24 protein-coding genes are annotated in these 23,018 nt (G+C 70.8%); 11 read left to right on the top strand and 13 right to left on the bottom strand.

Features of this window, described 5'->3' with window-relative positions; genetic code table 11:
- The first annotated feature begins 73 nt into the window (after positions 1–73).
- Positions 74–631, top strand: a complete 558-nt coding sequence (gene frr / locus ACZ4AA_RS27460; RefSeq protein WP_037625129.1) for a ribosome recycling factor — start codon at positions 74–76, stop codon at positions 629–631.
- Positions 631–1,767 carry a phosphatidate cytidylyltransferase gene (locus ACZ4AA_RS27455; RefSeq protein WP_467608512.1) on the top strand — a complete coding sequence of 379 codons (1,137 nt, stop codon included), beginning with the start codon at positions 631–633 and terminating at the stop codon, positions 1,765–1,767. Before frr ends, ACZ4AA_RS27455 begins: the two co-directional genes overlap by 1 nt.
- Before the next feature lie 67 nt (positions 1,768–1,834).
- Here the strand turns inward: ACZ4AA_RS27455 and ACZ4AA_RS27450 are convergent, their stop codons facing one another.
- Positions 1,835–2,068 carry a hypothetical protein gene (locus ACZ4AA_RS27450; protein WP_467608828.1) on the bottom strand — a complete coding sequence of 78 codons (234 nt, stop codon included), beginning with the start codon at positions 2,066–2,068 and terminating at the stop codon, positions 1,835–1,837.
- A 149-nt stretch (positions 2,069–2,217) separates the two neighbouring features.
- The gene (locus tag ACZ4AA_RS27445; protein WP_467608507.1) at positions 2,218–2,568 is read right to left on the bottom strand and encodes a DUF6233 domain-containing protein; all 351 of its coding nucleotides are present in this window, start codon (positions 2,566–2,568) and stop codon (positions 2,218–2,220) included.
- A gap of 151 nt (positions 2,569–2,719) precedes the next feature.
- On the opposite strand from ACZ4AA_RS27445, the gene ACZ4AA_RS27440 reads away from it, so the two are divergent.
- Positions 2,720–3,193 (top strand): carboxymuconolactone decarboxylase family protein, encoded by a 474-nt coding sequence (locus ACZ4AA_RS27440; protein ID WP_467608502.1) that lies wholly within the window; start codon positions 2,720–2,722, stop codon positions 3,191–3,193.
- A gap of 179 nt (positions 3,194–3,372) precedes the next feature.
- The gene (locus tag ACZ4AA_RS27435) at positions 3,373–3,693 is read left to right on the top strand and encodes a GYD domain-containing protein (protein ID WP_467608497.1); all 321 of its coding nucleotides are present in this window, start codon (positions 3,373–3,375) and stop codon (positions 3,691–3,693) included.
- 17 nt (positions 3,694–3,710) lie between these two features.
- Here the strand turns inward: ACZ4AA_RS27435 and ACZ4AA_RS27430 are convergent, their stop codons facing one another.
- Positions 3,711–4,202: a GNAT family N-acetyltransferase gene (locus ACZ4AA_RS27430; RefSeq protein ID WP_467608823.1), complete on the bottom strand. Its 492-nt coding sequence runs from the start codon at positions 4,200–4,202 to the stop codon at positions 3,711–3,713.
- Between the two features lie 68 nt (positions 4,203–4,270).
- Positions 4,271–4,651 (bottom strand): ArsR/SmtB family transcription factor, encoded by a 381-nt coding sequence (locus ACZ4AA_RS27425; RefSeq protein WP_467608491.1) that lies wholly within the window; start codon positions 4,649–4,651, stop codon positions 4,271–4,273.
- 79 nt (positions 4,652–4,730) lie between these two features.
- On the opposite strand from ACZ4AA_RS27425, the gene ACZ4AA_RS27420 reads away from it, so the two are divergent.
- Positions 4,731–5,258 carry an ArsI/CadI family heavy metal resistance metalloenzyme gene (locus ACZ4AA_RS27420; RefSeq protein ID WP_467608486.1) on the top strand — a complete coding sequence of 176 codons (528 nt, stop codon included), beginning with the start codon at positions 4,731–4,733 and terminating at the stop codon, positions 5,256–5,258.
- A gap of 78 nt (positions 5,259–5,336) precedes the next feature.
- On the opposite strand, the gene ACZ4AA_RS27415 is transcribed toward ACZ4AA_RS27420, so the two are convergent.
- Both ACZ4AA_RS27415 and ACZ4AA_RS27410 read right to left on the bottom strand, forming a co-directional pair.
- Entirely contained in the window at positions 5,337–5,669 is a 333-nt protein-coding gene (locus ACZ4AA_RS27415) for a hypothetical protein (protein ID WP_467608481.1), read from the bottom strand.
- 601 nt (positions 5,670–6,270) lie between these two features.
- Positions 6,271–7,029 carry a DUF6928 family protein gene (locus ACZ4AA_RS27410; RefSeq protein WP_467608479.1) on the bottom strand — a complete coding sequence of 253 codons (759 nt, stop codon included), beginning with the start codon at positions 7,027–7,029 and terminating at the stop codon, positions 6,271–6,273.
- Between the two features lie 207 nt (positions 7,030–7,236).
- Here ACZ4AA_RS27410 and rlmN point away from each other — a divergent pair, with 207 nt between their 5' ends.
- The 4 genes from rlmN (at position 7,237) to ACZ4AA_RS27390 (ending at position 12,520) form a co-directional block, all read left to right on the top strand.
- Positions 7,237–8,343, top strand: a complete 1,107-nt coding sequence (rlmN, locus tag ACZ4AA_RS27405; RefSeq protein WP_467608476.1) for a dual-specificity RNA methyltransferase RlmN — start codon at positions 7,237–7,239, stop codon at positions 8,341–8,343.
- Positions 8,344–8,618: 275 nt separating this feature from the next.
- Entirely contained in the window at positions 8,619–9,722 is a 1,104-nt protein-coding gene (locus tag ACZ4AA_RS27400) for a thiamine ABC transporter substrate-binding protein (protein ID WP_467608473.1), read from the top strand.
- Positions 9,698–11,443: an ABC transporter permease gene (locus ACZ4AA_RS27395; protein WP_467608471.1), complete on the top strand. Its 1,746-nt coding sequence runs from the start codon at positions 9,698–9,700 to the stop codon at positions 11,441–11,443. Before ACZ4AA_RS27400 ends, ACZ4AA_RS27395 begins: the two co-directional genes overlap by 25 nt.
- Entirely contained in the window at positions 11,444–12,520 is a 1,077-nt protein-coding gene (locus tag ACZ4AA_RS27390) for an ABC transporter ATP-binding protein (RefSeq protein ID WP_467608467.1), read from the top strand.
- 72 nt (positions 12,521–12,592) lie between these two features.
- On the opposite strand, the gene ACZ4AA_RS27385 is transcribed toward ACZ4AA_RS27390, so the two are convergent.
- From ACZ4AA_RS27385 to ACZ4AA_RS27355, 7 genes are all read right to left on the bottom strand, one after another.
- Positions 12,593–13,252 carry an LAETG motif-containing sortase-dependent surface protein gene (locus tag ACZ4AA_RS27385; RefSeq protein WP_467608464.1) on the bottom strand — a complete coding sequence of 220 codons (660 nt, stop codon included), beginning with the start codon at positions 13,250–13,252 and terminating at the stop codon, positions 12,593–12,595.
- 187 nt (positions 13,253–13,439) lie between these two features.
- A complete protein-coding gene (locus ACZ4AA_RS27380; protein WP_467608820.1) occupies positions 13,440–14,552 on the bottom strand; it encodes an LOG family protein in 1,113 nt (370 codons plus the stop codon).
- Positions 14,553–14,859: 307 nt separating this feature from the next.
- Positions 14,860–15,267: a VOC family protein gene (locus ACZ4AA_RS27375; protein ID WP_467608459.1), complete on the bottom strand. Its 408-nt coding sequence runs from the start codon at positions 15,265–15,267 to the stop codon at positions 14,860–14,862.
- A gap of 142 nt (positions 15,268–15,409) precedes the next feature.
- Complete coding sequence (locus tag ACZ4AA_RS27370) at positions 15,410–17,080, bottom strand: hypothetical protein (protein WP_467608456.1); 1,671 nt, start codon at positions 17,078–17,080, stop codon at positions 15,410–15,412.
- The gene (locus ACZ4AA_RS27365; protein ID WP_467608452.1) at positions 17,062–17,799 is read right to left on the bottom strand and encodes an ABC transporter ATP-binding protein; all 738 of its coding nucleotides are present in this window, start codon (positions 17,797–17,799) and stop codon (positions 17,062–17,064) included. The genes ACZ4AA_RS27370 and ACZ4AA_RS27365 overlap by 19 nt, the downstream gene beginning before the upstream one ends.
- Positions 17,800–18,074: 275 nt before the next feature.
- The gene (locus tag ACZ4AA_RS27360; RefSeq protein ID WP_467608448.1) at positions 18,075–19,457 is read right to left on the bottom strand and encodes an aspartate aminotransferase family protein; all 1,383 of its coding nucleotides are present in this window, start codon (positions 19,455–19,457) and stop codon (positions 18,075–18,077) included.
- Positions 19,442–19,957 (bottom strand): Lrp/AsnC family transcriptional regulator, encoded by a 516-nt coding sequence (locus tag ACZ4AA_RS27355; protein WP_339131888.1) that lies wholly within the window; start codon positions 19,955–19,957, stop codon positions 19,442–19,444. Before ACZ4AA_RS27355 ends, ACZ4AA_RS27360 begins: the two co-directional genes overlap by 16 nt.
- A gap of 188 nt (positions 19,958–20,145) precedes the next feature.
- Between ACZ4AA_RS27355 and ACZ4AA_RS27350 the strand changes: the two genes are divergently transcribed.
- Together ACZ4AA_RS27350 and ACZ4AA_RS27345 are read left to right on the top strand one after the other, a co-directional pair.
- Positions 20,146–21,585 (top strand): gamma-aminobutyraldehyde dehydrogenase, encoded by a 1,440-nt coding sequence (locus tag ACZ4AA_RS27350; RefSeq protein WP_467608437.1) that lies wholly within the window; start codon positions 20,146–20,148, stop codon positions 21,583–21,585.
- A 226-nt stretch (positions 21,586–21,811) separates the two neighbouring features.
- Positions 21,812–23,002, top strand: coding sequence for a polyamine ABC transporter substrate-binding protein (locus ACZ4AA_RS27345; protein WP_467608433.1), 1,191 nt, complete (start codon positions 21,812–21,814; stop codon positions 23,000–23,002).
- Positions 23,003–23,018: the final 16 nt, after the last annotated feature.

Raw genomic sequence — 23,018 nt, 5'->3', positions numbered from 1 at the left:
CGCGACGCAGCCGGCCGCCGGACTCCGACGAGGAACCGCTGCCGGGCCTACTCAAGACACGCAGGAGCAAGTGGTGATCGAAGAGACCCTCCTCGAGGCCGAGGAGAAGATGGAGAAGGCGGTCGTGGTCGCCAAGGAGGACTTCGCCGCGATCCGCACCGGCCGTGCGCACCCGGCGATGTTCAACAAGATCGTGGCCGACTACTACGGCGCGCTGACGCCGATCAACCAGCTGGCCTCGTTCTCCGTTCCGGAGCCGCGCATGGCCGTGGTGACCCCGTTCGACAAGAGCGCGCTGCGCAACATCGAGCAGGCGATCCGCGACTCCGACCTGGGCGTCAACCCCAGCAACGACGGCAACATCATCCGGGTGACGTTCCCCGAGCTGACGGAAGAGCGCCGCAAGGACTACATCAAGGTCGCGCGGACCAAGGGCGAGGACGCCAAGGTCTCGATCCGCGCCGTGCGCCGCAAGGCCAAGGACGCTCTCGACAAGCTCGTCAAGGACAAGGAGTCCGGCGAGGACGAGGTCCGTCGTGCGGAGAAGGAACTCGACGACACCACGGCGAAGTACGTCGCCCAGGTGGACGAGCTCCTGAAGCACAAGGAAGCTGAGCTGCTCGAGGTCTGATGAACGACTCTTCCTGGGGAGCGCCGCCACAAGCCGGGTACTGGGGGCCGTCCGAGCAGGGGCCTGCCCAGGGGGCGGCCCCGGCGGGTCCCACGTACGATGCGCATGACGCGCAGCACACTCGGCCCATGCCCACCGCGCCCGACGTACCCGCACATGGCGGAGACCAGGATGACGACAGGGGGGCCGCTCGGCTGAGCGGCCCCTCGGTCCGCAACGACACGCCGGCGGTGCCCTACGGGGATCCGTCGCACGACCCGCAGAGCCCGCAGGAGCCCATGCCCAGCACCGCACCCGAGCCCGCCCCCGCACCGCAGAAGAAGAGTGCGGGCCGCGACCTCGGTGCGGCCATAGGAGTGGGCGTCGGACTCGGCGCGGTGATCGTCGCGTCGTTGTTCGTCGTCAAGGCCGTCTTCGTGGGCGTCGTGGCGGTCGCCGTGGTGGTGGGGCTCTGGGAGCTCACCTCACGGCTGGAGGAGCGCAAGGGCATCAAGGCACCCCTCGTGCCGCTCGCGGTCGGCGGGGCCGCCATGGTCGTCGCGGGCTACGTGCGTGGTGCCGAGGGTGCCTGGGTCGCCATGGCGCTCACCGCGCTGGCCGTCCTGGTCTGGCGGATGACGGAACCGCCCGAGGGCTACCTCAGGGACGTCACGGCGGGGGTCTTCGCGGCCTTCTACGTGCCGTTCCTGGCGACCTTCGTGGCCATGATGCTCACGGCCGACGACGGCCCGCGCCGCGTGCTGACCTTCCTGCTCCTGACCGTCGTCAGCGACACCGGGGCGTACGCCATCGGCTGGCGCTTCGGCAAGCACAAGCTGGCACCGCGGATCAGCCCCGGAAAGACCCGCGAGGGACTGTTCGGAGCGGTCACGTTCGCGATGGCGGCGGGTGCGCTGTGCATGCAGTACCTGATCGACGACGGCACCTGGTGGCAGGGTCTGATCCTCGGCCTCGCGGTCGCGGCCAGCGCCACGCTCGGTGACCTCGGCGAGTCCATGATCAAGCGGGACCTGGGCATCAAGGACATGGGCACCTTGCTGCCGGGCCACGGCGGGATCATGGACCGGCTGGACTCCCTGCTCCCGACGGCTCCGGTCGTCTGGCTGCTGCTGGTGCTCTTCGTCGGATCCGGCTGATCGTTTTTCCGCACGCGTTTACGACCCTCGTATCCGCGACGCATCGCCACGACACCACCCCTTCGGGTCATCCGATCACCTCACCGTGATCCCCGTGACCCGGAGGGGTGTTGTCGTAGGTTCGGGGCCGGCCGTCCTGCCACTCCACCCACTGCGGATCGTCCAGGTGGTCCCACGCGTCGGGCAGACCCGCGCGGCGCAGGAACTCGACCACGTCGGCGTCGCTGTGGGCGATGCCGGCGTTCCCGCCGCGGATCGTCACACGGCGGCCTCCGGTGGCGGCCGGGCGGCCGACGACGATGGGCGCGGTGGGGACGTGCGCGCGGTCGGCGCGCGTCCCTCCGGAGCCGGGCCGCCGCGTGCCGCCGTCCGGCCGCGTGCCGTCGTGCCGCCGGTTCTCGTCCGGCCGCGTGCCGTCGTCGTTCGGCTGTATGTGGTCGTGGTCGTGGTTCACAGGACACCCAGATCCGTGTCGGGGCGGCAGTACGGGCATGCCGTGACGCCGTCTTCGGTGATCGCGCGGAGAGCCTGCTCGCGGGCGAGCGGCTTCGTGTTCTTCCCGGCCAGGCCGCAGTCGCCGGTGTGGACGGCGTCCGGGGCCGCGCCGGCACCGTCACCGCCCGCCCGGCGCATCGCCAGCTTGCAGCCGCGCGGCGGCGGGGGAGACGTACGGGCCGCACGGGTGGTGGCGACCTCCTGGCGCTCCAGCTCGGCGATGGTGTCCTCGGTGCGGCGCAGTTGCCAGAGCAGCCAGACGCGGACGCTGCGCAGGTGCTGTAGGCGGGACACTTTTTCGGACACGTATTCGATTCTAGGGCCTTGGTGTGAGGTCGCGACAGCGCCCGGAGCCTGCCCGTCCGGGGGAGACGCAGGTCACATCCGGGCCGGTCACATCCTGCCGGGCCGTTCCGTCATCCAGGTGTAGCCACGACAACGACCCAGGGAGCGCACCATGGAAGCCCGTCTCAACCTCTTCGCCGACCCGGTGGCGGCCAAGTTCATGAAGCACATCGTCGCCGCGGGCAGGCCGCTCGCCGATTCGACGCTGCCGCACGCGACCCAGGAGCTGGTGAAGCTTCGCGCCAGCCAGATCAACGGCTGCGGGTTCTGCACCGACATGCACAGCAAGGACGCCGAGGCCGCGGGCGAGACCTCCGTGCGTCTCAACCTGGTCGCTGCCTGGCGGGAGGCGACCGTGTTCACCGACGCCGAGCGCGCCGCCCTGGAGCTGACGGAGCAGGGCACCCGTATCGCCGACGCGGCCGGCGGTGTCACGGACGAGTGCTGGGCGAACGCCGCCAAGCACTACGACGAGGAGCAGCTCGCCGCGCTGGTGTGCTGCATCGCGCTCATCAACGCCTTCAACCGCGCGAACGTCATGATCCAGCAGCCCGCGGGCGACTACCGGCCCGGCCAGTTCGCTTAACCGGCGGTACGCGCCCGGGCGGCCCGGCGGCATCGGCCGTACGAGGCCGCCCGGGCCGCCGGGTGGTCGGGTGCTCGCCGGAGCCGTACGAGTGAATCCCCCGGTCGCCGACCGGCGGCCGGGGCGGCAGCGGGAAGGTCATCCCCGTACCGGACTCGTCACGGGCAGGGAGCACTCCAATGCCGAAGTTCCTCATCCAGGCCCGCTACACGCCCGAGGGCGCCAAGGGTGTGCTGAAGGAAGGGGCGAGCGGCCGTCGTGCCGCCGTCGAACAGGTGGTCGCGGGCCTCGGCGGGAGGGTCGAGGTCATGTACTTCTCCTTCGGGGAGGACGACTTCGTGTGCGTCCTCGACTTCCCCGACACGGTCTCCATGGCCGCCGTCAGCCTCGGCGTCAAGGCCAGCGGCGCGCTCCAGACCAGGGCCACGCCGCTCCTCACCCTCGAAGAGATCGACGAGGCCGCCCGCAGGCAGGTCGACTTCCGGCCGCCCGGCGCCTAGCGGGGCCCGGGGCCAGGTCACGAGATCACCGGGCTCCGGCGTTCGATGAGGACGACGTCGCGCCATGTGCCGTGGCGCCGGCCGATGCGTTCGCGGGTGCCGATGACCCGGAATCCCGCCGCCGCGTGCAGGGCCAGGCTGCCGGTGTTCTCGGGGAAGACGCCCGACTGGATGGTCCAGATGCCCGCGGCCTCGGTCGAGGCGACGAAGGTGTCCAGCAGGGCGCGCCCGATGCCCCGGCCACGAGCGTCCGGATGGACGTACACGGAGTGCTCGACGACACCGGCGTACGCGCAGCGGTCCGAGACCCGTGACGCGGCGACCCAGCCGAGCACCCGGCCGGGGGTGTCCGTGGCGTCCCGGGTCTCCAAGGCGACATAGCGATGCTGCGGAAGCTTGGCCTTGTCGAACCTCTCCCAGGGCGGGGCCGTGGTCTCGAAGGTGGAGTCGCCCTCGTCGATGTCGTGCTGATAGATGGCCAGGACCTCGTCCGCGTGCTCGGCCGTCATCGCGGCGATGCGGATCCCGCCGGGCGCACTCGTCGCCGGGCCTTTGAGGGGCTGTTCGGGGGGTGTGCTCACGTGGTCGCCTCGGCCTTCCGCGCGGTGGTCAGGAACGCCGAGAGCCGGTCCAGGGCGGCGGGCAGCACCCAGTAGTAGACCCAGGTGCCGCGGCGCTCGCAGTCGATCAGGCCCGCCTGCCTGAGCAGCTTGAGGTGGTGCGAGATCGTCGGCTGGGACAGGTCGAACGCCGGGGTCAGGTCGCACACGCAGACCTCGCCGCCCGCCCGTGACGCGATCAGCGACAGCAGTCGCAGTCGTACCGGGTCCCCCAGCGCCTTGAAGATCCTCGCCAGATCGGCGGCCCGGTCCTCGTCCAGCGGCGCGGCCAGCAGCCCGGGGCAGCAGCCGTCGGAACGGTCGTCCTGTCCGAGCACCACAAGTTCCTGCTTCGACATACTTCTATGTTGACGAATCTCGCCCCAAGGTGCAACGTCTATATCGACAGACATCAATACAAGCGGATGGAGTCCTGCCGTGTCCCGTGCCCAGCTCGCCCTGCGGGTGAGTGATCTCGAAGCGTCGATCACCTTCTACTCCAAGCTCTTCGGCACCGAGCCCGCCAAGCGGCGCGAGGGCTACGCGAACTTCGCCGTCGTGGAGCCTCCGCTCAAGCTCGTCCTGATCGAGGGCGGGCCCGGCGAGGAGACCCGCCTCGACCACCTCGGCGTCGAAGTCGAGTCGAGCGAGCAGGTCGAGGCCGCCACCTCCCGGCTGAAGGACGCCGGCCTGGCCGCCTTGGAGGAGAAGGACACCTCCTGCTGCTACGCCCTCCAGGACAAGGTCTGGGTCCACGCCCCTGGCAAGGAACCCTGGGAGATCTACGTGGTCAAGGCCGACACCGACACCCTCGGCCCGAGCGTGACGGCCGCCCCTGTCGGCGAGGGCACCACCTCCGACTCCCGCGACGGCGCCGGCACCGAGGCTGTCCGCGGGGGAGGCGGCTGCTGTGCGGGCCCGACCGCGGACACGGCTCCCGCCACGGCGGGACGCGGCTGCCGCTGACCTAGGCGCACACCGCCGAAGGCCCTTCCGGATCATGACAGGGGACGGGCGGCGCCCGCGGGTGACCGCCCCACCCCGCTAGTCAGTGAGGTCCACGATCACATCGCAGTGCGGATCGTCGGAAGGTTTATGCAGATGTTCGTTCGCCAGGAACGCGGGGGAAACCATGGCGCCGAGCAGGCCGGGCCCTGTATGGCTGATCAGCACGTCCACACCGTATGTACGATGCCGCTCAGGTGAACGGAAATAGAGGCGCATACCGTCGTCGCCCGTGATGACCGCCCCGATGAAGAGCGGCTTCCACGACACATGCATCGTGATGAAAGAACGAACGAGATCGAGTAGACGGGACGCGGCCGCCTGCTCGATGTCCGGTTCAGGAGAGTTCACAGCCTGGCCCATGCCGGACATGTGTTTCCCCGCTGATGCTTCTTGATGTTGTGACGACCGGTGAAGTGATACCAGCCCAGCTCCGAGTTGCCGTAGCGGGTGACGATGTGCCTGCCCTCCGGGTCGTTCGTCTGACACTTGACCCGCTGGTCCCACGGGTGCGGTACTACGGGCATCGGAGCAGCGCTGGCAGTCCCCGCCATGAGCGAAGCGCGAATGTGACGGCGGCAGCGAGCGTCACGATTTTCTTCATGGAGACGATCGCATCACCAACCCCCGATAATCAACAGGCGCTTATCGGGCAAATTGCCGGATTGAGCAAAGACTGCTTCTCGTCTGAATTTCAACTGCCTGCAATACGGACTCGCAGCAGCGCAAAGCGCGGGCGAGTGCGGACCATCGCGGGATGTGAAAGGCGTGGGCGTTCCCTTTGGCGGTTCGGTCCTGGTGAGGAGCAGGTATCCGTCCAGTTCCGGATCCAGGCCACGGCCGCCCCGGAGACGAACGTCCGCGGGCCTCAGAGCAGGTCCAAGGCCCACCGGCTCAAGGCCCACCGGCTCAAGGCCCACCGGCTCAAGGCCTAGCTCCCACCTAAGTTGCTTCGGCACGAAGAGGTCGTGGGCTACAGGCCCTCGCACTCGATCAGTGAGCCATCGGGGCCCAGCGTGTAGAAGCGTGGTGGCCCCATGGTTTCCATGATCCTTTTCAACGTCGCTTCTTCCTCGGTAGGGTCAGGTCCGTGAGGGTCCCGCACGTGGAATCCGTGGAGGTCGACGCCGTATGCGTCGATGTCGTCAGGTTCTGGGCGGCCCTCCCGGACGAAGCCGCAGAGTGCGCGCAGGGCGTCTTCGCCCAGGTCCAGAGGGTGGAAGGGCAGCGGGTACGGCTCTTCGTCCTCGTCGGGCCAGGGGGTGATGTCCGCGGGGCGGTCGCCGGCCCAGTAGGGCAGCTCGAAAGCGAGCGGTTCGCCGATGTTCTCGATGATGCCGCTGTCCGGCGACAGGCTCAGGGAGCGGACCAGGCGCCCGTCCTCCCACACCGCGAACGCGAGCCAGTCGACGACGCTGTGCATGGCATGCAGGACGAGCCGTCGGCCGGCGCTCGCCGCGACGAGGTGCTCGGGAAGCCGGGACGGGAAGTCGATCATCACCCGTTGGTCGCAGACGATCTCCAGGCCCGGTCGGCTCGCGGCGTACGCCGTGTCCTTCGGTGGGTACACGCCGCCTCCCAGCGTCGAGCCGGGGAGCTGTTCGATCTCCCAGCCCGGGTAGAGGCGACGCATCATCTCGGACGTCCGCGGCCGGTCCGCCGACCCCGCCTGTCGCAGCAGGCCAGGCACCTCGTCATCCGCGTAGATGAGCAGTCCTGTTTTGGCTCCCATGGCCCCTCCCCGATGAGTCGCGCTCGATGGTTGTCGCACCGTAGCCACCGGCACTGACATCGCCACGAGGGTCCGACCGAGGACCGTGCCGGGCCGTCCCCGGGCCGTGCGAGGTCGACCGAAGCCGACAGGCGGCACCCGTGGGTGACCGCCCCCACCCCGCTCCGGCCCGGGCCGGTGTCATTGATCTGCGACACTGGAAGGGTTATGCCGAAGCCCGGAGAACTCACTTTCGTAGCGCCGCGCGGAGCCAAGAAGCCGCCGCGGCACCTTGCCGATCTCACGCCCGCCGAGCGCAAAGAGGCGGTTGCCGCGATCGGTGAGAAGCCGTTTCGCGCCAAGCAGCTCTCGCAGCACTACTTCGCCCGGTACGCGCACGACCCCGCCGAGTGGACGGACATCCCGGCCGCCTCGCGCGGCAAGCTCCAGGAAGCACTGCTTCCCGAGCTGATGACGGTCGTCCGGCACCTGTCGACCGACCAGGAGACCACCCGCAAGACCCTGTGGCGGCTCTTCGACGGCACGCTCGTCGAGTCCGTGCTGATGCGCTACCCGGACCGGGTCACCATGTGCATCAGCTCGCAGGCGGGCTGCGGGATGAACTGCCCGTTCTGCGCCACCGGACAGGCGGGCCTCGACCGCAACCTGTCGACCGGCGAGATCGTGCACCAGATCGTCGACGGCATGCGCGCGCTGCGTGACGGCGAGATCCCCGGGGGCCCGGCGCGGCTGAGCAACATCGTCTTCATGGGGATGGGCGAGCCGCTCGCCAACTACAAGCGCGTGGTCGGGGCGATCCGGGCCCTGACCGACCCCGAGCCGGACGGCCTCGGGCTCTCCCAGCGCGGAATCACCGTGTCGACGGTCGGGCTGGTCCCCGCCATCAACCGGTTCACGGACGAGGGCTTCAAGTGCCGGCTCGCGATCTCGCTGCACGCCCCGGACGACGAACTGCGCGACACCCTCGTCCCCGTGAACACGCGGTGGAAGGTGCGCGAGGTGCTGGACGCCGGCTGGGGGTACGCGGACCGGACCGGGCGGCGCCTGTCCATCGAGTACGCCCTGATCCGCGACATCAACGACCAGGCGTGGCGTGGTGACCGGCTCGGGCGGATGCTCAAGGGCAAGCCCGTGCACGTCAACCTCATCCCGCTGAACCCGACCCCGGGCTCGAAGTGGACCGCTTCGCGCCCCGAGGACGAGAAGGCGTTCGTCGAGGCGATCGCGGCCCATGGCGTCACGGTGACCGTCCGGGACACCCGGGGCCAGGAGATCGACGGAGCGTGTGGTCAGCTCGCCGCGACCGAGCGGTAGGCTGAACCGAGTCGGTCCCTCGCCCAGCGCGTGGTCCGGCACCGTCGCAGCCGGACGGACCACCGTCCGGCGGCGTCACCGTCCGACATCTTCGTATTCCGACAGGGGAGCGCCACAGCGCTGAGAGTGCGGGACAGACCGCAGACCCTCTGAACCTTGCCCAGGTCATTCTGGGTAGGAAGTTCGGTCATTACTCAAGCTGTTGCGCCCTGCCCGGGAACCGTCAGAGGTCCCGGGCAGGGCCGCGTCTCTTCCTGGTCACCCAGGAGGAATCAGTGAACATCAGCACCACCCTCGGCAGCGGCAGAAGGTTCGCCGTCCTGGCCGCCGGGCTCGGCCTCGTCGCCCTGCCCGCGCTGTCCGCGTGCGGCTCGTCCGACGCCGCCGGCTCGGGCGACTCCAGGACGATCACGCTGGTCAGCCATGACTCGTGGCTCGTGTCGAAGAACGTCCTGGCGGACTTCGAGAAGCAGTCCGGCTACAAGGTCCGCGTCCTCAAGGACGGCGACGCCGGGCAGGCCGTGAACAAGGCGATCCTGACCAAGGACAACCCCCAGGGCGACGTCTTCTTCGGCGTCGACAACACCCTGCTCTCCCGCGCGCTCGACAACGGGCTGTTCCAGCCGTACACGGCCAAGGGCGCGGACCTGGTCCTTCCCCAGTACCGGACCGACCAGGACAAGCACCGGGTCACGCCCATCGACACGGGCGACATCTGCGTCAACTACGACAAGGCCTACTTCAGCGAGCACAAGCTGGCGCCGCCGCGGTCCTTCGACGACCTGGTCAAGCCCGCGTACAAGAACCTCCTCGTCACGGAGAACGCCGCCACGTCCTCGCCCGGCCTCGGCTTCCTGCTGGGGTCCGCCGCCCACTACGGCGACGACAACTGGCAGGGCTACTGGAAGAAGCTCAAGGCCAACGGCGTGAAGGTCGTGGACGGCTGGGAGCAGGCGTACAACGACGAGTTCTCGGGGTCCGCAGGCGGGAAGAAGGCCAAGGCCGACCGGCCGCTCGTGGTCTCGTACGCCTCCTCGCCCCCCGCCGAGGTCATCTACGGCGACCCCAAGCCCGCCACGGCCCCCACCGGGGTCGCGGACGGCACCTGCTTCCGGCAGGTGGAGTACGCGGGTCTGCTCAGCCACGCCAAGAACGCCAAGGGCGGCAAGGCGTTCCTGGACTTCCTGCTCACCAAGGAGTTCCAGGAGGACATGCCGCTCAACATGTTCGTCTACCCGGTCCGTGAGGGCGCCCGGGTGCCCGCGGAGTTCACGCAGTACGGTCCGCAGGCCAAGGATCCCGAGATCCTGGCGCCCGCGAAGATCGCCGCCGACCGCGACCAGTGGGTCAAGTCGTGGACCTCGCTCGTACTGAAGTAGCCGACGCGACGGCGCGGGGCGGCACACCGGCGGAGCCCGGCGCGCCGGCCCCGGCCGGTGCACCCGGCGGGCAGCCGGGCGCCCGCCCGGGGCGCGGAGGTGACGCGGCGCGGTTCGCCCTGATGGCACTGCCCGTCGCGTTCTTCGCGGTGTTCTTCGCCTACCCCGTCGCCGCGATCGTCTCGCGCGGCCTCCACGGGGACGGCGGCTGGCAGCTCGGCCGGATCTGGGACGTCGCCACCCGGTCCGACATCCGGCACGTGCTGTGGTTCACCACCTGGCAGGCGCTCGCCTCGACGGCCCTCACACTGCTGGTCGCCCTCCCCGGCGCATATGTCTTCGCACGCTTCGAATTCCGGGGCAAGCAGGTTCTGCGGGCCGTGGTGACGGTGCCCTTCGTGCTGCCGACCGTGGTCGTCGGCACCGCGTTCCTCGCGCTGGTCGGCCGCGGCGGGCTGCTCGACGAGCTGGCGGGCATACGCCTGGACACCACCGTGTGGGCGATCCTGCTCGCGCACGTCTTCTTCAACTACGCCGTCGTCGTACGCACCGTCGGCGGGCTCTGGTCGCAGCTCGACCCGCGCCAGGAGGACGCCGCGCGCATGCTCGGCGCCTCGCGCCTCGCCGCCTGGCGCCGGGTGACGCTGCCGGCGCTCGGACCCGCCGTGGCCGCCGCCGCCCTCATGGTCTTCCTCTTCACCTTCACCTCCTTCGGAGTGGTCCAGATCCTCGGCGGCCCCACGTTCTCGACCCTGGAGGTCGAGATCTACCGGCAGACCTCCGAGATCTTCGACCTCACCACGGCGGCGGTACTGACGATCGTCCAGTTCGTGGCGGTCGGCGCGATCCTCGCCGTGCACGCGGCGACCGTGCGGCGACGGGAGACCGCCCTGCGTCTGGTCGCCCCCGGCACCACCGCGCGCCGCCCGCGCGGCGCCGGGCAGTGGGCGCTCCTCACAGGCGTGCTGGTGAGCATCGCGGTCCTGCTGGTGCTGCCGCTCGCCGTCCTCGTCCAGCGGTCCCTTGGCGCCCCGGGATTCGGCTACTACCGGGCCCTGGCCCACGACGACGGAAACGTCTTCCTCGTGGCTCCCATCGAGGCGGTCGGCAACTCGCTGGAGTACGCGCTCGCCGCCACCGTCATCGCCGTGCTCATCGGCGGTCTGGCCGCCGCCGCCCTCACCCGGCGGGCCGGCCGGCTGATGCGGGGCTTCGACGCCCTGCTGATGCTCCCGCTCGGCGTCTCCGCGGTCACCGTCGGCTTCGGATTCCTGATCGCCCTGGACGAGCCGCCGCTCGATCTGCGCGCGAGCTGGATCCTGGTGCCGCTGGCGCAGGCCCTGGTGGGCGTGCCCTTCGTCGTACGGACCATGCTGCCCGTGCTGCGCGCGGTGGACGGGCGGCTGCGGGAGGCCGCGGCCGTCCTCGGGGCGTCGCCCTGGCGGGTGTGGCGCGAGGTCGATCTGCCGATGGTGCGGCGGGCGCTGCTGATCGCGGCGGGCTTCGCCTTCGCCGTCTCCCTCGGGGAGTTCGGGGCGACCGTCTTCATCGCACGGCCCGACAACCCGACGCTGCCGGTCGCCGTGGCCCGGCTGCTCGGGCGCGCGGGCGATCTCAACTACGGCCAGGCGATGGCCCTTTCGACGATCCTCATGGTGGTGTGCGCGGTGTCGCTGCTGCTGTTGGAGCGGGTACGGACCGACCGGACCGGGGAGTTCTAGATGCTGCTGAGCCTTCAAGGCGCGACCGTACGCTTCGGCGGGCGGCCCGTGCTCGACGCCGTCGACCTGGAGGTCGCCGAGCACGAGATCGTGTGCGTGCTCGGGCCGAGCGGCAGCGGCAAGTCCACCCTGCTGCGGGCGGTGGCCGGTCTCCAGCCCCTGGACGCGGGCCGGGTGCTCCTCGACGGACAGGACCAGGCGAACGTCCCCGCGCACAAGCGGGGCGTCGGCCTGATGTTCCAGGACCACCAGCTCTTCCCGCAGCGGGACGTCGGCGGCAACGTCGCCTTCGGGCTGCGGATGCAGGGCGCGTCGAGGAGCGGGCAGGCGGCCCGGGTCGGGGAACTGCTCGATCTCGTCGGCCTGCCCGGAGCCCGGGACCGGGCGGTCGCCTCGCTCTCCGGAGGCGAACAGCAGCGCGTCGCGCTGGCCCGTGCCCTGGCGCCGCGCCCGAGGCTGCTGATGCTCGACGAACCGCTCGGTCAGCTCGACCGCTCGCTGCGGGAACGGCTCGTCGTCGAACTCCGCCGGCTCTTCGGCGAGTTGGGCACGACGGTGCTCGCCGTCACACACGACCAGGGCGAGGCCTTCGCGCTCGCGGACCGGGTGCTGGTGATGCGGGACGGACGGATCGCCCAGTCCGGTACGCCCCTCGACGTCTGGCAGCACCCCGCGGACGCCTTCGTGGCCCGTTTCCTCGGCTTCGACAACGTGGTCGAGGCGGTGGTGGGCAGGGCGGTCGCCGACACCCCGTGGGGCAGGGTCCCGGTGCCAGAAGGCGCCGTCCAGGGGCCCGGCACGCTGCTCGTACGGCCCGCGGGGGTACGGCTCGTGGCCGCGGGGGACGGGCTACGCTGCACGGTCGCCGCACGCACCTTCCGGGGCACACACGTCGCCGTACAGCTTCAGCCCGAGGGCGCGCCCCGGCTGGAGGCGGCGTGCGCGCTGCGGGAGGCGCCGGAGCCCGGGGACGTGGTCGGGGTGGAGTTCGACGCCGCCGAGATCGTCGTCCTGGGAGATCCCGGGGCGCCCGGGACGCGGGCCGCCGCGAAGAGCGCCGCACAGCGGGCGGGTTGAACGGAACGTCCGGACAGCCGTGTGGCCCGCCCCCTCGACGGGGGCGGGCCACACGGTCGTTCAGGGTGCGGGTCAGCTCGCCTTCGAGGCGCCACGGCGGCGCATGCCGAAGAAGACCGCTCCGCCACCGACGACGACGAGCGCACCGGCGATACCGGCGATCATCGGGGTGTTGGAGTTCGCACCGGTCTCGGCGAGGTTGGACTCACCGGCGGCCGCGGACGGCTGGTTGTCGCCCGGGGTGGCCGGAGCGGCACTGCTCTCCGACTCCGACGGGCTCGCCGAGTCCGAGGGAGTCGCCGAGGGGGCGGACTCCGACGGCTCCGGGCTCGCCGACGGGGACGGGGACTCCGACTTCGTGGAGCAGGCCTCGTCCTTCGTCACCAGGTTCTGAGGGAGGTCCTTGTCCAGGACCTTCGGGACGCTGACGTGGATCCGGTACTCGGCCTTGGGCGCCCAGTCCTCCGAGAAGGAGACGGTGGCACCGTTCTTGCTGCCGGTGACGGTCTGCGCGGTGCCGACCTGGTGGTCGTCGGCGCCATTGCGCTCCAGGAAGACCGTGACCGTGGCCTCCTTGGCGGAGGCGTCGATGTCGGTCACGGTGATGATGCCCTTCCCGTTGCCGTCACAGGTGGCGGCAGCCGAGAAGTCACCGATGTTGCAAGCGAGTGCGTTGCCGGCGACGCCGAGCGCGAGCGCGGCAGAGGCGGAGGCAACGCCGAGGATTCGCACGGAACGTGCGGTGCGTCGAGATATGGACACGATTGCCCTTCACAGGTTGCGCAACTGCGGGGGGTGTAGGGGGATTTGCTGTAGTTCATTCCAGCAACAGCACCCCCAGAGGTTTCACAGGTTTATAAGTGCGACCTAAGGGCTGTCAATGCATATGCGCGGCCTCGGCGTTGGCTTTGCCGAGTCGTTAACCTGTCAAGTGTTTGAGTGCCTGCGGAGCGTCATCGACCTTGTCGACGAGGGCGATCCGCGATTCCATGGCCCGTTCCCTGGCCAGCGCCCTGAGCAACTCCCAGGCCGGGAACCTCTCGGTCCAGTGCACCCGGTCCACCAGGACCATGGGGGTCGGCTCGCCCTTGGACCCGTAGTAGTTGGGGGTCGCGTTGTCGAAGATCTCCTGTACGGTCCCGGCGGCGCCCGGCAGGAACACGACGCCCGCGTTCGAGCGGGCCAGCAGGCCGTCCTCGCGGGTCGCGTTGGCAAAGTACTTGGCGATGTGGGCGGCGAAGGCGTTCGGCGGTTCGTGGCCGTAGAACCAGGTGGGGACGCCGACCGAGGGGCCGCCCGAGGGCCAGCGCTCGCGCACCTCGAACGCGGCTCGCACCCAGTCGGTGACGGACGGCGTGAACGAGGGGACGGCGGCCAGCACGCGCAGCGCCTCGTCGAGCATGGCGTCGTCGAACGGGGCCGCGTACGCGCCGAGGTTGGCCGCCTCCATCGCGCCCGGTCCACCGCCGGTGGCCACCAGGAGTCCGGAGCGCGCGAGGGTGCGGCCGAGCCGGGCGGCCCCCGCGTAGGCCTCGGTGCCGCGCGCCATCGCGTGGCCGCCCATCACCCCGACCACCCGCGCGCCGACGAGGAGTTCGTCGAGCGCGTCCGAGACGGAGTCGTCGTGGAGGGCGCGCACCGTCGAGGCGAATATGTCGCCGTCGGCCTTGGTCCGCTGGAACCAGGCGTACGCGCGGGCGTCGGGCGTCGCCTCGTACCCGGTGTCCAGCGAGGCGAAGAGCTCGTCGGGGGAGTAGAGGCGGCCGCGGTAGGGGTCGAGCGGGAGGCCGGGTACGGGCGGGAAGACGAGCGCGCCCGAGGCCCGGACCCGCGCCGCCGCCTCGGGCTCCATCGGGCAGCCGAGGAACACGGCACCCGTGGTGTCCGAGGAGAGCAACTCCCGTGTACGAGCGGTCAGATCGACGGCCTGGACACGGAATCCGGCGAGAGCACCGCCCGCCGAGACTACCTCGTCGAACTCGGCGAGGGATTCGATCTCACGGTCGGGGGAGACATGACGGGGAGTCGGCAGCACCCGCCCATGCTAGGGGCTGCCGCCCGGGACGCCAGGGCCCGGTGCCACCCGGGGTGCCAGGCTCCGGCACCTCCGCGGGACCGGGGTCCGTTACGTCCCGGGGGACCGGAGGCCGGTGTGCCCCGGGGCTGTGGCCGTGGTCCGGAGTGCGGGCGCCCGCGGGGCGGGTGACCGTGCGGCAGGTGCGGCGCGACCGTCCCGGCGGCCGGGTGCCCGGAGTTGGGTGTCGCTGGGACACAGCGAGGGCCGGCGTGCGGACCCCTGTGCCGCGCGCCGGCCCCCGAAGCTCGTCCGGTGGGGGTGGTCAGCTCTGGACCGCCGCCGGGTCCATCCACATGACCTCCCAGGTGTGGCCGTCCAGGTCGTCGAAGGCGCGGCCGTACATGAAGCCCTGGTCCTGCGCCTCGCCGGTTCCCGAGCCGCCCGCCGCGATGGCCGCGTCGACGAGCTCGTCGACCTTCCCGCGGCTCTCGGCGCTCAGACACAGCAGCACCTCGCTGGTCTTCGTCGCGTCCGCGATCTCCTTCTTGGTGAAGTCCGCGTACCGCTGCTTGCTGAGCAGCATCGCGATGATCGTGTCGCTGATGACCACACAGGCGCAGTCGTCGGTGGAGAACTGGGGGTTGATCGAGTAGCCGAGCTCCGTGAAGAACTTCCTGGATGCGGCGACGTCGGACACGGGCAGGTTCACGAAGATCATCTGCTGGTACATGCGAGGTTCTCCTGTCGGTGTGGTGCCGTTCGCCGGGGTAGACCGGGGGCCCGCCCGGAAGTCATCGGTGGCCCGGACCTTTTCTCCGGGAGATCGCGCGGAGCGGTCCGCGGGCGCCCCGGCCGGCCCGCCCGCGGACCGGTCAGCCGATCAGGGGGATCGCGGCCAGTTCGGCGACCGCCCAGGTCAGCGAGGCGAACACGACGAACAGCACACCGGCGCGCAGGGCCGTGGCGCCGCGCAGCATCGAGGCGGGCGCCCCCAGCCGCAGCAGCGCCGCCGTGGTGTCGGCACGTGCCTGCTTCGCCTCGACGGCGGCGGTCGCCAGGGTCAGCAACGTGCACCCGGCGACCAGCAGGGCGCCGAGGGTGGTCAGCGGACCGAACGCGGGCCGGGCGCCGGTGTACAGCGTCGTCACGGCGAAGCCGCCCGACGCCACCGCGCACACCACGCCGAGCGGCTGCCCGATGCGCTTCGCCTCCGCCTGGAGCACCCGCCCGGCCAGCAGGCGCAGCGCGCCCGGCCGTACGGCCTGGAGCAGCCAGCCGCACAGATACGTGATCGCGGGCCCGGCCAGGGCCAGCCCGACCGCCGTCAGCACCCAGCCGAGCAGGACCCCGGCAGGACCCCCGGCGAAGCCGCCGGGCAGGGCGAGCGCGGGCGCGGGGCGCGAACGGCTCGCGTACGTCTCCACGGCCAACCCCGCCGCCAGGGTGGCGGCGCCCCAGGGAAGCCCGTTGGGGTAGGACAGCGGGGCCGGCAGCGAGCGGGAACCGGCCTCGGCGGCCCGGCGCCGGTCCGGGCGCGCACCGGGCACGACCGCGCCCTCGTACGCCGTGTCCGTGTCCCCGTACGGCGGGTCCGGGCGCTCGTACGAGGCGAGCCGCTCGTGACGGACGGGAGCCGCCGGGGCCGCGGCGGCCGGTCCGTCGGCCATGGCCGCAGGACGGTCCGGTGCCGCCGTCCCCGGGATCTCCCCGGAGGCGTAGGCCGCGGCCGTCCAGTGGAAGTCGTCGAAGTGGGGGCCGCCGGAGCCGTCCGCGAGGGGACCGGGCGCCCGCGGGGCGCCACCGTCGTCGCCCGCCGGTGCGGTCCGGAGACCGTCGCCGAGCGCGGTCACGGTCGGACCCTCGGCCGTGCCGGGCGCCGCGGAGGACCTGGGCCCGACGGGTGGGGTGACGCCCGTGCCGTCCGCGGGCCGTCCGCCGCCGCGGGTACCGGGCCGCTGAGCGCTCGCGGCCGTGCTCGGCCGGGACGACATCCAGGTACGGCCGTACGACCACACGGCCCGCGCGGGACCCTGGCCGCGGGGCCGCAGCGCCAGGGCCGCCGCCCCGGAGGCCGCGGCGGGTACCAGGCCGAGCAGCGTCAGGGCCGCGGGCAGGGGCAGGGACTGGCCGGAGGCGAGGAAGTCCGCCGGTGTTCCGCCGAACGGGACGCCGGTCAGGTCGCCGCGCAGATGGAGGAAGAGGAGCAGGGCGAGCAGCGAACCGAGGAACGTGGACAGGGCCGTGGTGGCGGCGGAGATCGCCATCAGCCGGCCCGGACCGAGGCCGAGGGCGGACAGACCGGACCGGGGCCGGGTGGCGGGGTCGGTACGGGCCACCGCGACGGCGAAGTAGACCGTGGCGGCGAGGGGAACGACGCACCAGGCCAGGCGCAGCGCGCCGGCGGCCGAGGCGTCCGGATGGCTCATCGCGTATCCCAGCGTGCACAGCAGCAGGAACCCGGTGCCCGCGGAGGCGGCGGCGACCAGGAGCCGGCGGAGCTGGACGAGGGGGCGGCCCCCGCGGGCTAGACGGAGAGCGAGCACGCGGCCCGGCCTTCCGTCTCGGCGACCGGGGGCAGGTGGACGGTGTTCACGCGCCGTCCGTCGAGCAGGGACACCGTGCGGTCGGCGAGGGCCGCGGTGTCCGGGTCGTGGGTGGCGAGGACGACGGTGATGCCGTGCGACCGGGCCGCCGAGGTGAGGGTGCGCAGCACGAGGACCTGGTCGGCGCGGTGCAGCGGCGCGGTCGGCTCGTCGGCGAACAGCACGGTGGGCGCGGGGGCGAGGGCGCGGGCGACGGCCACGCGCTGCCGCTCGGACTGGAGCAGGGCGTGCGGGCGCTTGCGGGCGCAGCCGCCGATGTCCAGGCGCTTCAGCCACTCCAGGGCGGCGGTCTTGGCGGCCCTGCGGGTCCAGCCGCGCAGCATCAGCGGCAGGGCGGTGTTCTCCCAGGCGTTCAGCTCGGGGATCAGCGTCGGGGACGGGTCGATCCAGCCGAACCGGTCCCTGCGCAGCCGCTCGCGGGTGAGCCGGCCCATGGTGTGCACGGGCAGGCTGTTGAACCAGACCTCGCCCCGCTGCGGCAGCAGCTGTCCGGACAGACAGCGCAGGAGGGTCGTCTTGCCGCTGCCGCGCGGGCCGCCGACGGCGAGGATCTCGCCCTCACGGACGCCGAGCGAGACGCCGCTGAGCGCGGGCGAGCCGTTGTGCTCGACGTGCAGGGCGCGTGCCCAGAGCACGTCGTTGTCAGGCGGGGCCACCATCGCGTACACCTCGTTCCGAGCTGATGTGCCGTGCCCGGCGATCTCTTCGAGGTCGCTCGGTCCCCCGGACGGGGGAACGAAGGCAGGGCCGATCGGTTACAGGGCACGCTAAGGAGTCGGGGCCGGGAGGGCGGACAGCACGCGGCCCCGGGCCGCCCATTCTCACTCGAACGGGCGGCACCGGGGCCGGGGTGATCAGCCGGACGGGAGACCGGGGCCCGCCCTGGGGGAGGACGGCGGGCCCGGGCTCGCGGCGGAGGATCCGCGGGGTGCGGTCAGAGCTTGGTCCACGCCTCCGTCAGGACCTGACGGACGATCCCCTCGATCTCGTCGAACGTCGACTGGTCGGAGATCAGCGGCGGCGACAGCTGGATGACCGGGTCACCGCGGTCGTCGGCGCGGCAGTAGAGGCCGTACTCGAAGAGCTTCTTGGAGACGAAGCCGTAGAGCACGCGCTCCGACTCCTCGTCCGTGAAGGTCTCCTTGGTGGCCTTGTCCTTCACCAGCTCGATGCCGTAGAAGAAGCCGTTGCCGCGGACGTCGCCGACGATCGGCAGGTCGTGCAGCTTCTGGAGGGTGTTCAGGAAGTTCGCCTCGTTGTCCAGCACGTGCTGGTTGAGGCCCTCGCGCTCGAACAGGTCGAGGTTGGCGAGGCCCACGGCCGCGGAGACCGGGTGGCCGCCGAAGGTGTAGCCGTGCAGGAACGTGTTGTCGCCCTTGTAGAACGGCTCGGCGACGCGGTCCGAGACGATGCACGCGCCGATCGGGGAGTAGCCCGAGGTCATGCCCTTGGCGCAGGTGATCATGTCCGGTACGTAGCCGAACTTGTCGCAGCCGAACATCGTGCCGAGGCGGCCGAAGGCACAGATGACCTCGTCCGAGACCAGCAGCACGTCGTACTGGTCGCAGATCTCGCGCACGCGCTGGAAGTAACCGGGCGGCGGCGGGAAGCAGCCGCCGGCGTTCTGCACCGGCTCCAGGAAGACCGCGGCGACGGTCTCGGGGCCCTCGAAGAGGATCTCCTGCTCGATCTGGTCGGCGGCCCAGCGGCCGTAGGCCTCGGGGTCGTCGCCGAAGAGCGGGGCGCGGTAGATGTTGGTGTTGGGGACCTTGTGGGCACCGGGGACCAGCGGCTCGAAGGGGGCCTTCAGGGCCGGCAGGCCGGTGATGGACAGGGCGCCCTGCGGGGTGCCGTGGTAGGCGACCGCGCGCGAGATGACCTTGTACTTGGTCGGCTTGCCCTGCAACTTGAAGTACTGCTTGGCGAGCTTCCACGCGGTCTCGACGGCCTCGCCGCCGCCGGTGGTGAAGAAGACCTTGTTCAGGTCGCCGGGCGCGTGGTGGGCGAGGCGCTCGGCCAGTTCCACGGCCTTGGGGTGGGCGTAGGACCAGATGGGGAAGAAGGCCAGCTCGGCGGCCTGCTTCGCGGCCACCTCGGCCAGTTCCCGGCGGCCGTGACCGGCCTGGACCACGAACAGGCCCGCGAGACCGTCGAGGTACTTCTTGCCCTTGTCGTCGTAGATGTAGGTGCCCTCACCACGGACGATCGTGGGAACGGGCGCGTTCTCGTACGAGGACATGCGGGTGAAGTGCATCCACAGGTGGTCGTACGCGGTCTTGCTGAGGTCCTTGGTGCTCACGGTTATCGGGTTCCCCACATGTAGGTCTGCTTCTTGAGCTTGAGGTAGACGAAGCTCTCGGTGGAGCGCACGCCGGGCAGGGCCCGGATGCGTTTGTTGATGACGTCCAGCAGGTGGTCGTCGTCCTCGCAGACGATCTCGGCGAGGATGTCGAACGAGCCCGCGGTCATCACCACGTACTCGACTTCCGACATGGCAGCGAGCGCTTCGGCCACCGGGTCGAGGTCGCCCTCGACGGTGACGCCGACCATCGCCTGCCGGCGGAATCCCACGGTGAGCGGGTCCGTGACGGCGACGATCTGCATGACGCCCTGGTCGAGCAGCTTCTGGACCCGCTGGCGCACGGCGGCCTCGGAGAGGCCCACGGCCTTGCCGATCGCGGCGTACGGGCGGCGTCCGTCCTGCTGGAGCTGCTCGATGATGGCGAGGGAGACGGTGTCCAACTGGGGACTGCCGTTCCTGGACTCGCGGGAGTCCCTTGGTTCCGCGCTTCGACTGACCACGACCCCACTGTGCACGACGTATCGACCGTTCCGCAAGGTTCGGGCGATGAAATTCGTTGTTTACGGGTACGTGTCTTGCGGATTTCGCAGTTCTGAGCCGTTCGGGGGTGTTGAAAACGCGGAGTCACGGATTAGGGTGGGGATCCAGACATCTCAGGTAGTGGACACCTGGGTCGTTGGACATCCGACAGGAGGGCCGGGCAGTGAGCACCGAGCTGCGTCGTCTGCGTAATCACATCGACGGAGAGTTCCGCGATGCCGCCGATGGACGGACCACGGAGGTGGTCAACCCCGCGACCGGCGAGGCGTACGCGACCGCGCCGCTCTCCGGCCAGGCGGACGTCGATGCCGCCATGGCGGCCGCCGCCGCGGCCTTCCCGGAGTGGCGGGACAAGACGCCCTCCGAACGCCAGAAGGCCCTCCTGAAGATCGCGGACGCGTTCGAGGAGCGGGCCGAGGAGCTGATCGCGGCCGAGGTGGAGAACACCGGCAAGCCGATCGGTCTGACCCGGTCCGAGGAAATCCCGCCGATGGTGGACCAGATCCGCTTCTTCGCGGGTGCCGCCCGCATGCTCGAAGGCCGCTCGGCCGGCGAGTACATGGAGGGCATGACCTCGATCGTCCGCCGCGAGCCGGTCGGCGTCTGCGCCCAGGTCGCGCCGTGGAACTACCCGATGATGATGGCCGTATGGAAGTTCGCCCCGGCGCTCGCCGCGGGCAACACGGTCGTCCTGAAGCCCTCGGACACCACCCCGGCCTCCACCGTCCTGATCGCCGACATCCTCGGCGGCATCCTGCCCAAGGGCGTCTTCAACGTCGTCTGCGGCGACCGCGACACCGGCCGCGCGATGGTCGAGCACCCGACCCCTGCGATGGCGTCCATCACCGGCTCCGTCCGCGCGGGCATCTCCGTCGCCGAGTCGGCGTCCAAGGACGTCAAGCGCGTCCACCTGGAGCTGGGCGGCAAGGCCCCGGTCGTCGTCTTCGAGGACACCGACATCGCCAAGGCCGTCGAGGACATCTCGGTCGCGGGCTTCTTCAACGCGGGCCAGGACTGTACGGCCGCCACCCGCGTCCTCGTCCAGGAGTCCATCCACGACGAGTTCGTCACCGCCCTCGCCAAGGCCGCGGCCGAGACGAAGACCGGCCAGCCGGACGACGAGGACGTGCTCTACGGCCCGCTGAACAACCCCAACCAGCTCAAGCAGGTCGCCGGGTTCATCGAGCGGCTGCCCGCGCACGCCAAGGTCGAGGCGGGCGGCAAGCAGGTCGGCGACAAGGGCTACTTCTACGCCGCGACCGTCGTCTCGGGCCTCAAGCAGGACGACGAGATCATCCAGAACGAGGTCTTCGGCCCGGTCATCACCGTCCAGTCCTTCGCGGACGAGGCGCAGGCCATCGAGTGGGCCAACGGCGTCGACTACGCGCTGGCGTCCTCCGTCTGGACCAAGGACCACGGCCGCGCGATGCGCCTGTCCAAGTCCCTCGACTTCGGCTGCGTGTGGATCAACACCCACATCCCGCTGGTCGCCGAGATGCCGCACGGCGGCTTCAAGAAGTCCGGCTACGGCAAGGACCTGTCGGGCTACGGCTTCGAGGACTACACGCGCATCAAGCACGTGATGACGTCGCTGGACGGCTGACCGCGGGCCGGCCACGCGCCGGCGTTCGCGCTCCGCTCGCATGAACCACGTGGCCCCGGACGGGAGTTGATCCCGTCCGGGGCCACGCTGTTCCCCTCCGGCCGTGCTTCACGCGCCCGGTCCGTCGCCGCTCCCGCGAACCGGTCGACAGGGTGTCGGGTCGCCGGGCGACTGATCGACGCTGCGTCCATTGTCCGGACCGAGCCGGGGTCGGCATGCTTCGCGCGTGCCAGTGAATCGCAAGACCTCGACCCCGTCCCGCCGGTCCCTGCTGCGCGCCCTGGGCGGCGGTGCCGCGCTCGGAGCGCTCGCGGGATGCGGGGTGCCGGCGGCGTACGTGGGACCGGGTGACCGGACCGGAGCCGACCTCTCCGCCACGGAGAAGCGGCTCACCTGGGCGAACTGGCCGCTCTACATCGACACCGACGACGAGGACACCACGCGGCGGCCGACACTGGAGGCCTTCGAGAAGCGCACCGGGATCTCCGTCGACTACATCGAGGAGATCAACGACAACGACGAGTTCTTCGGCAAGATCTCGCCGTCGCTGATGAACCACCAGCGCACCGGCCGCGACCTCATCGTCATCAGCGACTGGATGTGCGCCCGTTTCGTCCGGCTCGGCTGGGTCCAGGAGATGGACCGGACCCGGCAGCCGAACGTCGCCAAGTACCTTGATCCACTGCTGAGTTCGCCCGCGTTCGACCCCGGCCGCACGTCCTCGGTGCCATGGCAGTCGGGCATCACCGGCATCGCGTACAACCGCCGCAAGGTCGGCCGCGAGATCCGGCACGTGTCCGATCTGTGGGCCGGCGACCTCAAGGGCCGCGTCACCCTCCTGTCCGGTCTGGACGAGGCGTTCGCGCTGCTCATGCAGGGCAACGGCGTCGACATCGCGAAGTGGCGGGCCGACGACTTCCACCAGGTGTGCGACCAGGTCGAGAAGCAGGTCCGGCGCGGTCAGATCCGCCGCTTCACCGGCAACGACTACATCAAGGACCTGGCCGGCGGGGACGTGCTGGCCTGCCAGGCCTACTCGGGCGACGTGATCCAGCTCCAGGCCGACAACCCCGACATCCGTTTCGTCGTCCCCGAGGAGGGCGCCGAACTGTGGGCCGAGTCGCTGATGATCCCCAACCTGGCCCGGCACAAGGCCAACGCGGAGAAGCTCATCGACTACTACTACGAGCCGGAGGTCGCCGCCGAGCTGGCCGCCTGGGTCAACTACGTCTGTCCGGTCCCCGCCGCCCAGGACGTCCTCGCCTCCTCCAAGGACAAGGACACCGCCGCCCTCGCCGAGGACCCGCTGATCTTCCCGGACGCGACGATGCGTAAGCGCCTCGCGATCGCCCGGGACATCACCGCCGACGAACGCACGGAGTTCGCCAAGCGCTGGAACGCGATCGCGGGCCTGTGAACCCCTGAGCCCCTGC

Source organism: Streptomyces sp. NPDC024698 (assembly GCF_055559015.1).
This window is presented reverse-complemented; position numbering and strand designations above follow the sequence as displayed.

Bases quoted from the DNA above. Each gene is read 5' to 3' on its own strand.
- ACZ4AA_RS27455 (WP_467608512.1), top strand. From the start codon at position 631: ATGAACGACTCTTCCTGGGGAGCGCCGCCACAAGCCGGGTACTGGGGG.
- rlmN (WP_467608476.1), top strand. From the start codon at position 7,237: ATGCCGAAGCCCGGAGAACTCACTTTCGTAGCGCCGCGCGGAGCCAAG.
- ACZ4AA_RS27435 (WP_467608497.1), top strand. From the start codon at position 3,373: ATGCCGAAGTTCCTCATCCAGGCCCGCTACACGCCCGAGGGCGCCAAG.
- ACZ4AA_RS27425 (WP_467608491.1), bottom strand. From the start codon at position 4,651: ATGTCGAAGCAGGAACTTGTGGTGCTCGGACAGGACGACCGTTCCGAC.
- ACZ4AA_RS27430 (WP_467608823.1), bottom strand. From the start codon at position 4,202: ATGACGGCCGAGCACGCGGACGAGGTCCTGGCCATCTATCAGCACGAC.
- ACZ4AA_RS27440 (WP_467608502.1), top strand. From the start codon at position 2,720: ATGGAAGCCCGTCTCAACCTCTTCGCCGACCCGGTGGCGGCCAAGTTC.
- ACZ4AA_RS27390 (WP_467608467.1), top strand. From the start codon at position 11,444: ATGCTGCTGAGCCTTCAAGGCGCGACCGTACGCTTCGGCGGGCGGCCC.
- ACZ4AA_RS27415 (WP_467608481.1), bottom strand. From the start codon at position 5,669: ATGTCCGGCATGGGCCAGGCTGTGAACTCTCCTGAACCGGACATCGAG.
- ACZ4AA_RS27365 (WP_467608452.1), bottom strand. From the start codon at position 17,799: ATGGTGGCCCCGCCTGACAACGACGTGCTCTGGGCACGCGCCCTGCAC.
- ACZ4AA_RS27410 (WP_467608479.1), bottom strand. From the start codon at position 7,029: ATGGGAGCCAAAACAGGACTGCTCATCTACGCGGATGACGAGGTGCCT.
- ACZ4AA_RS27375 (WP_467608459.1), bottom strand. From the start codon at position 15,267: ATGTACCAGCAGATGATCTTCGTGAACCTGCCCGTGTCCGACGTCGCC.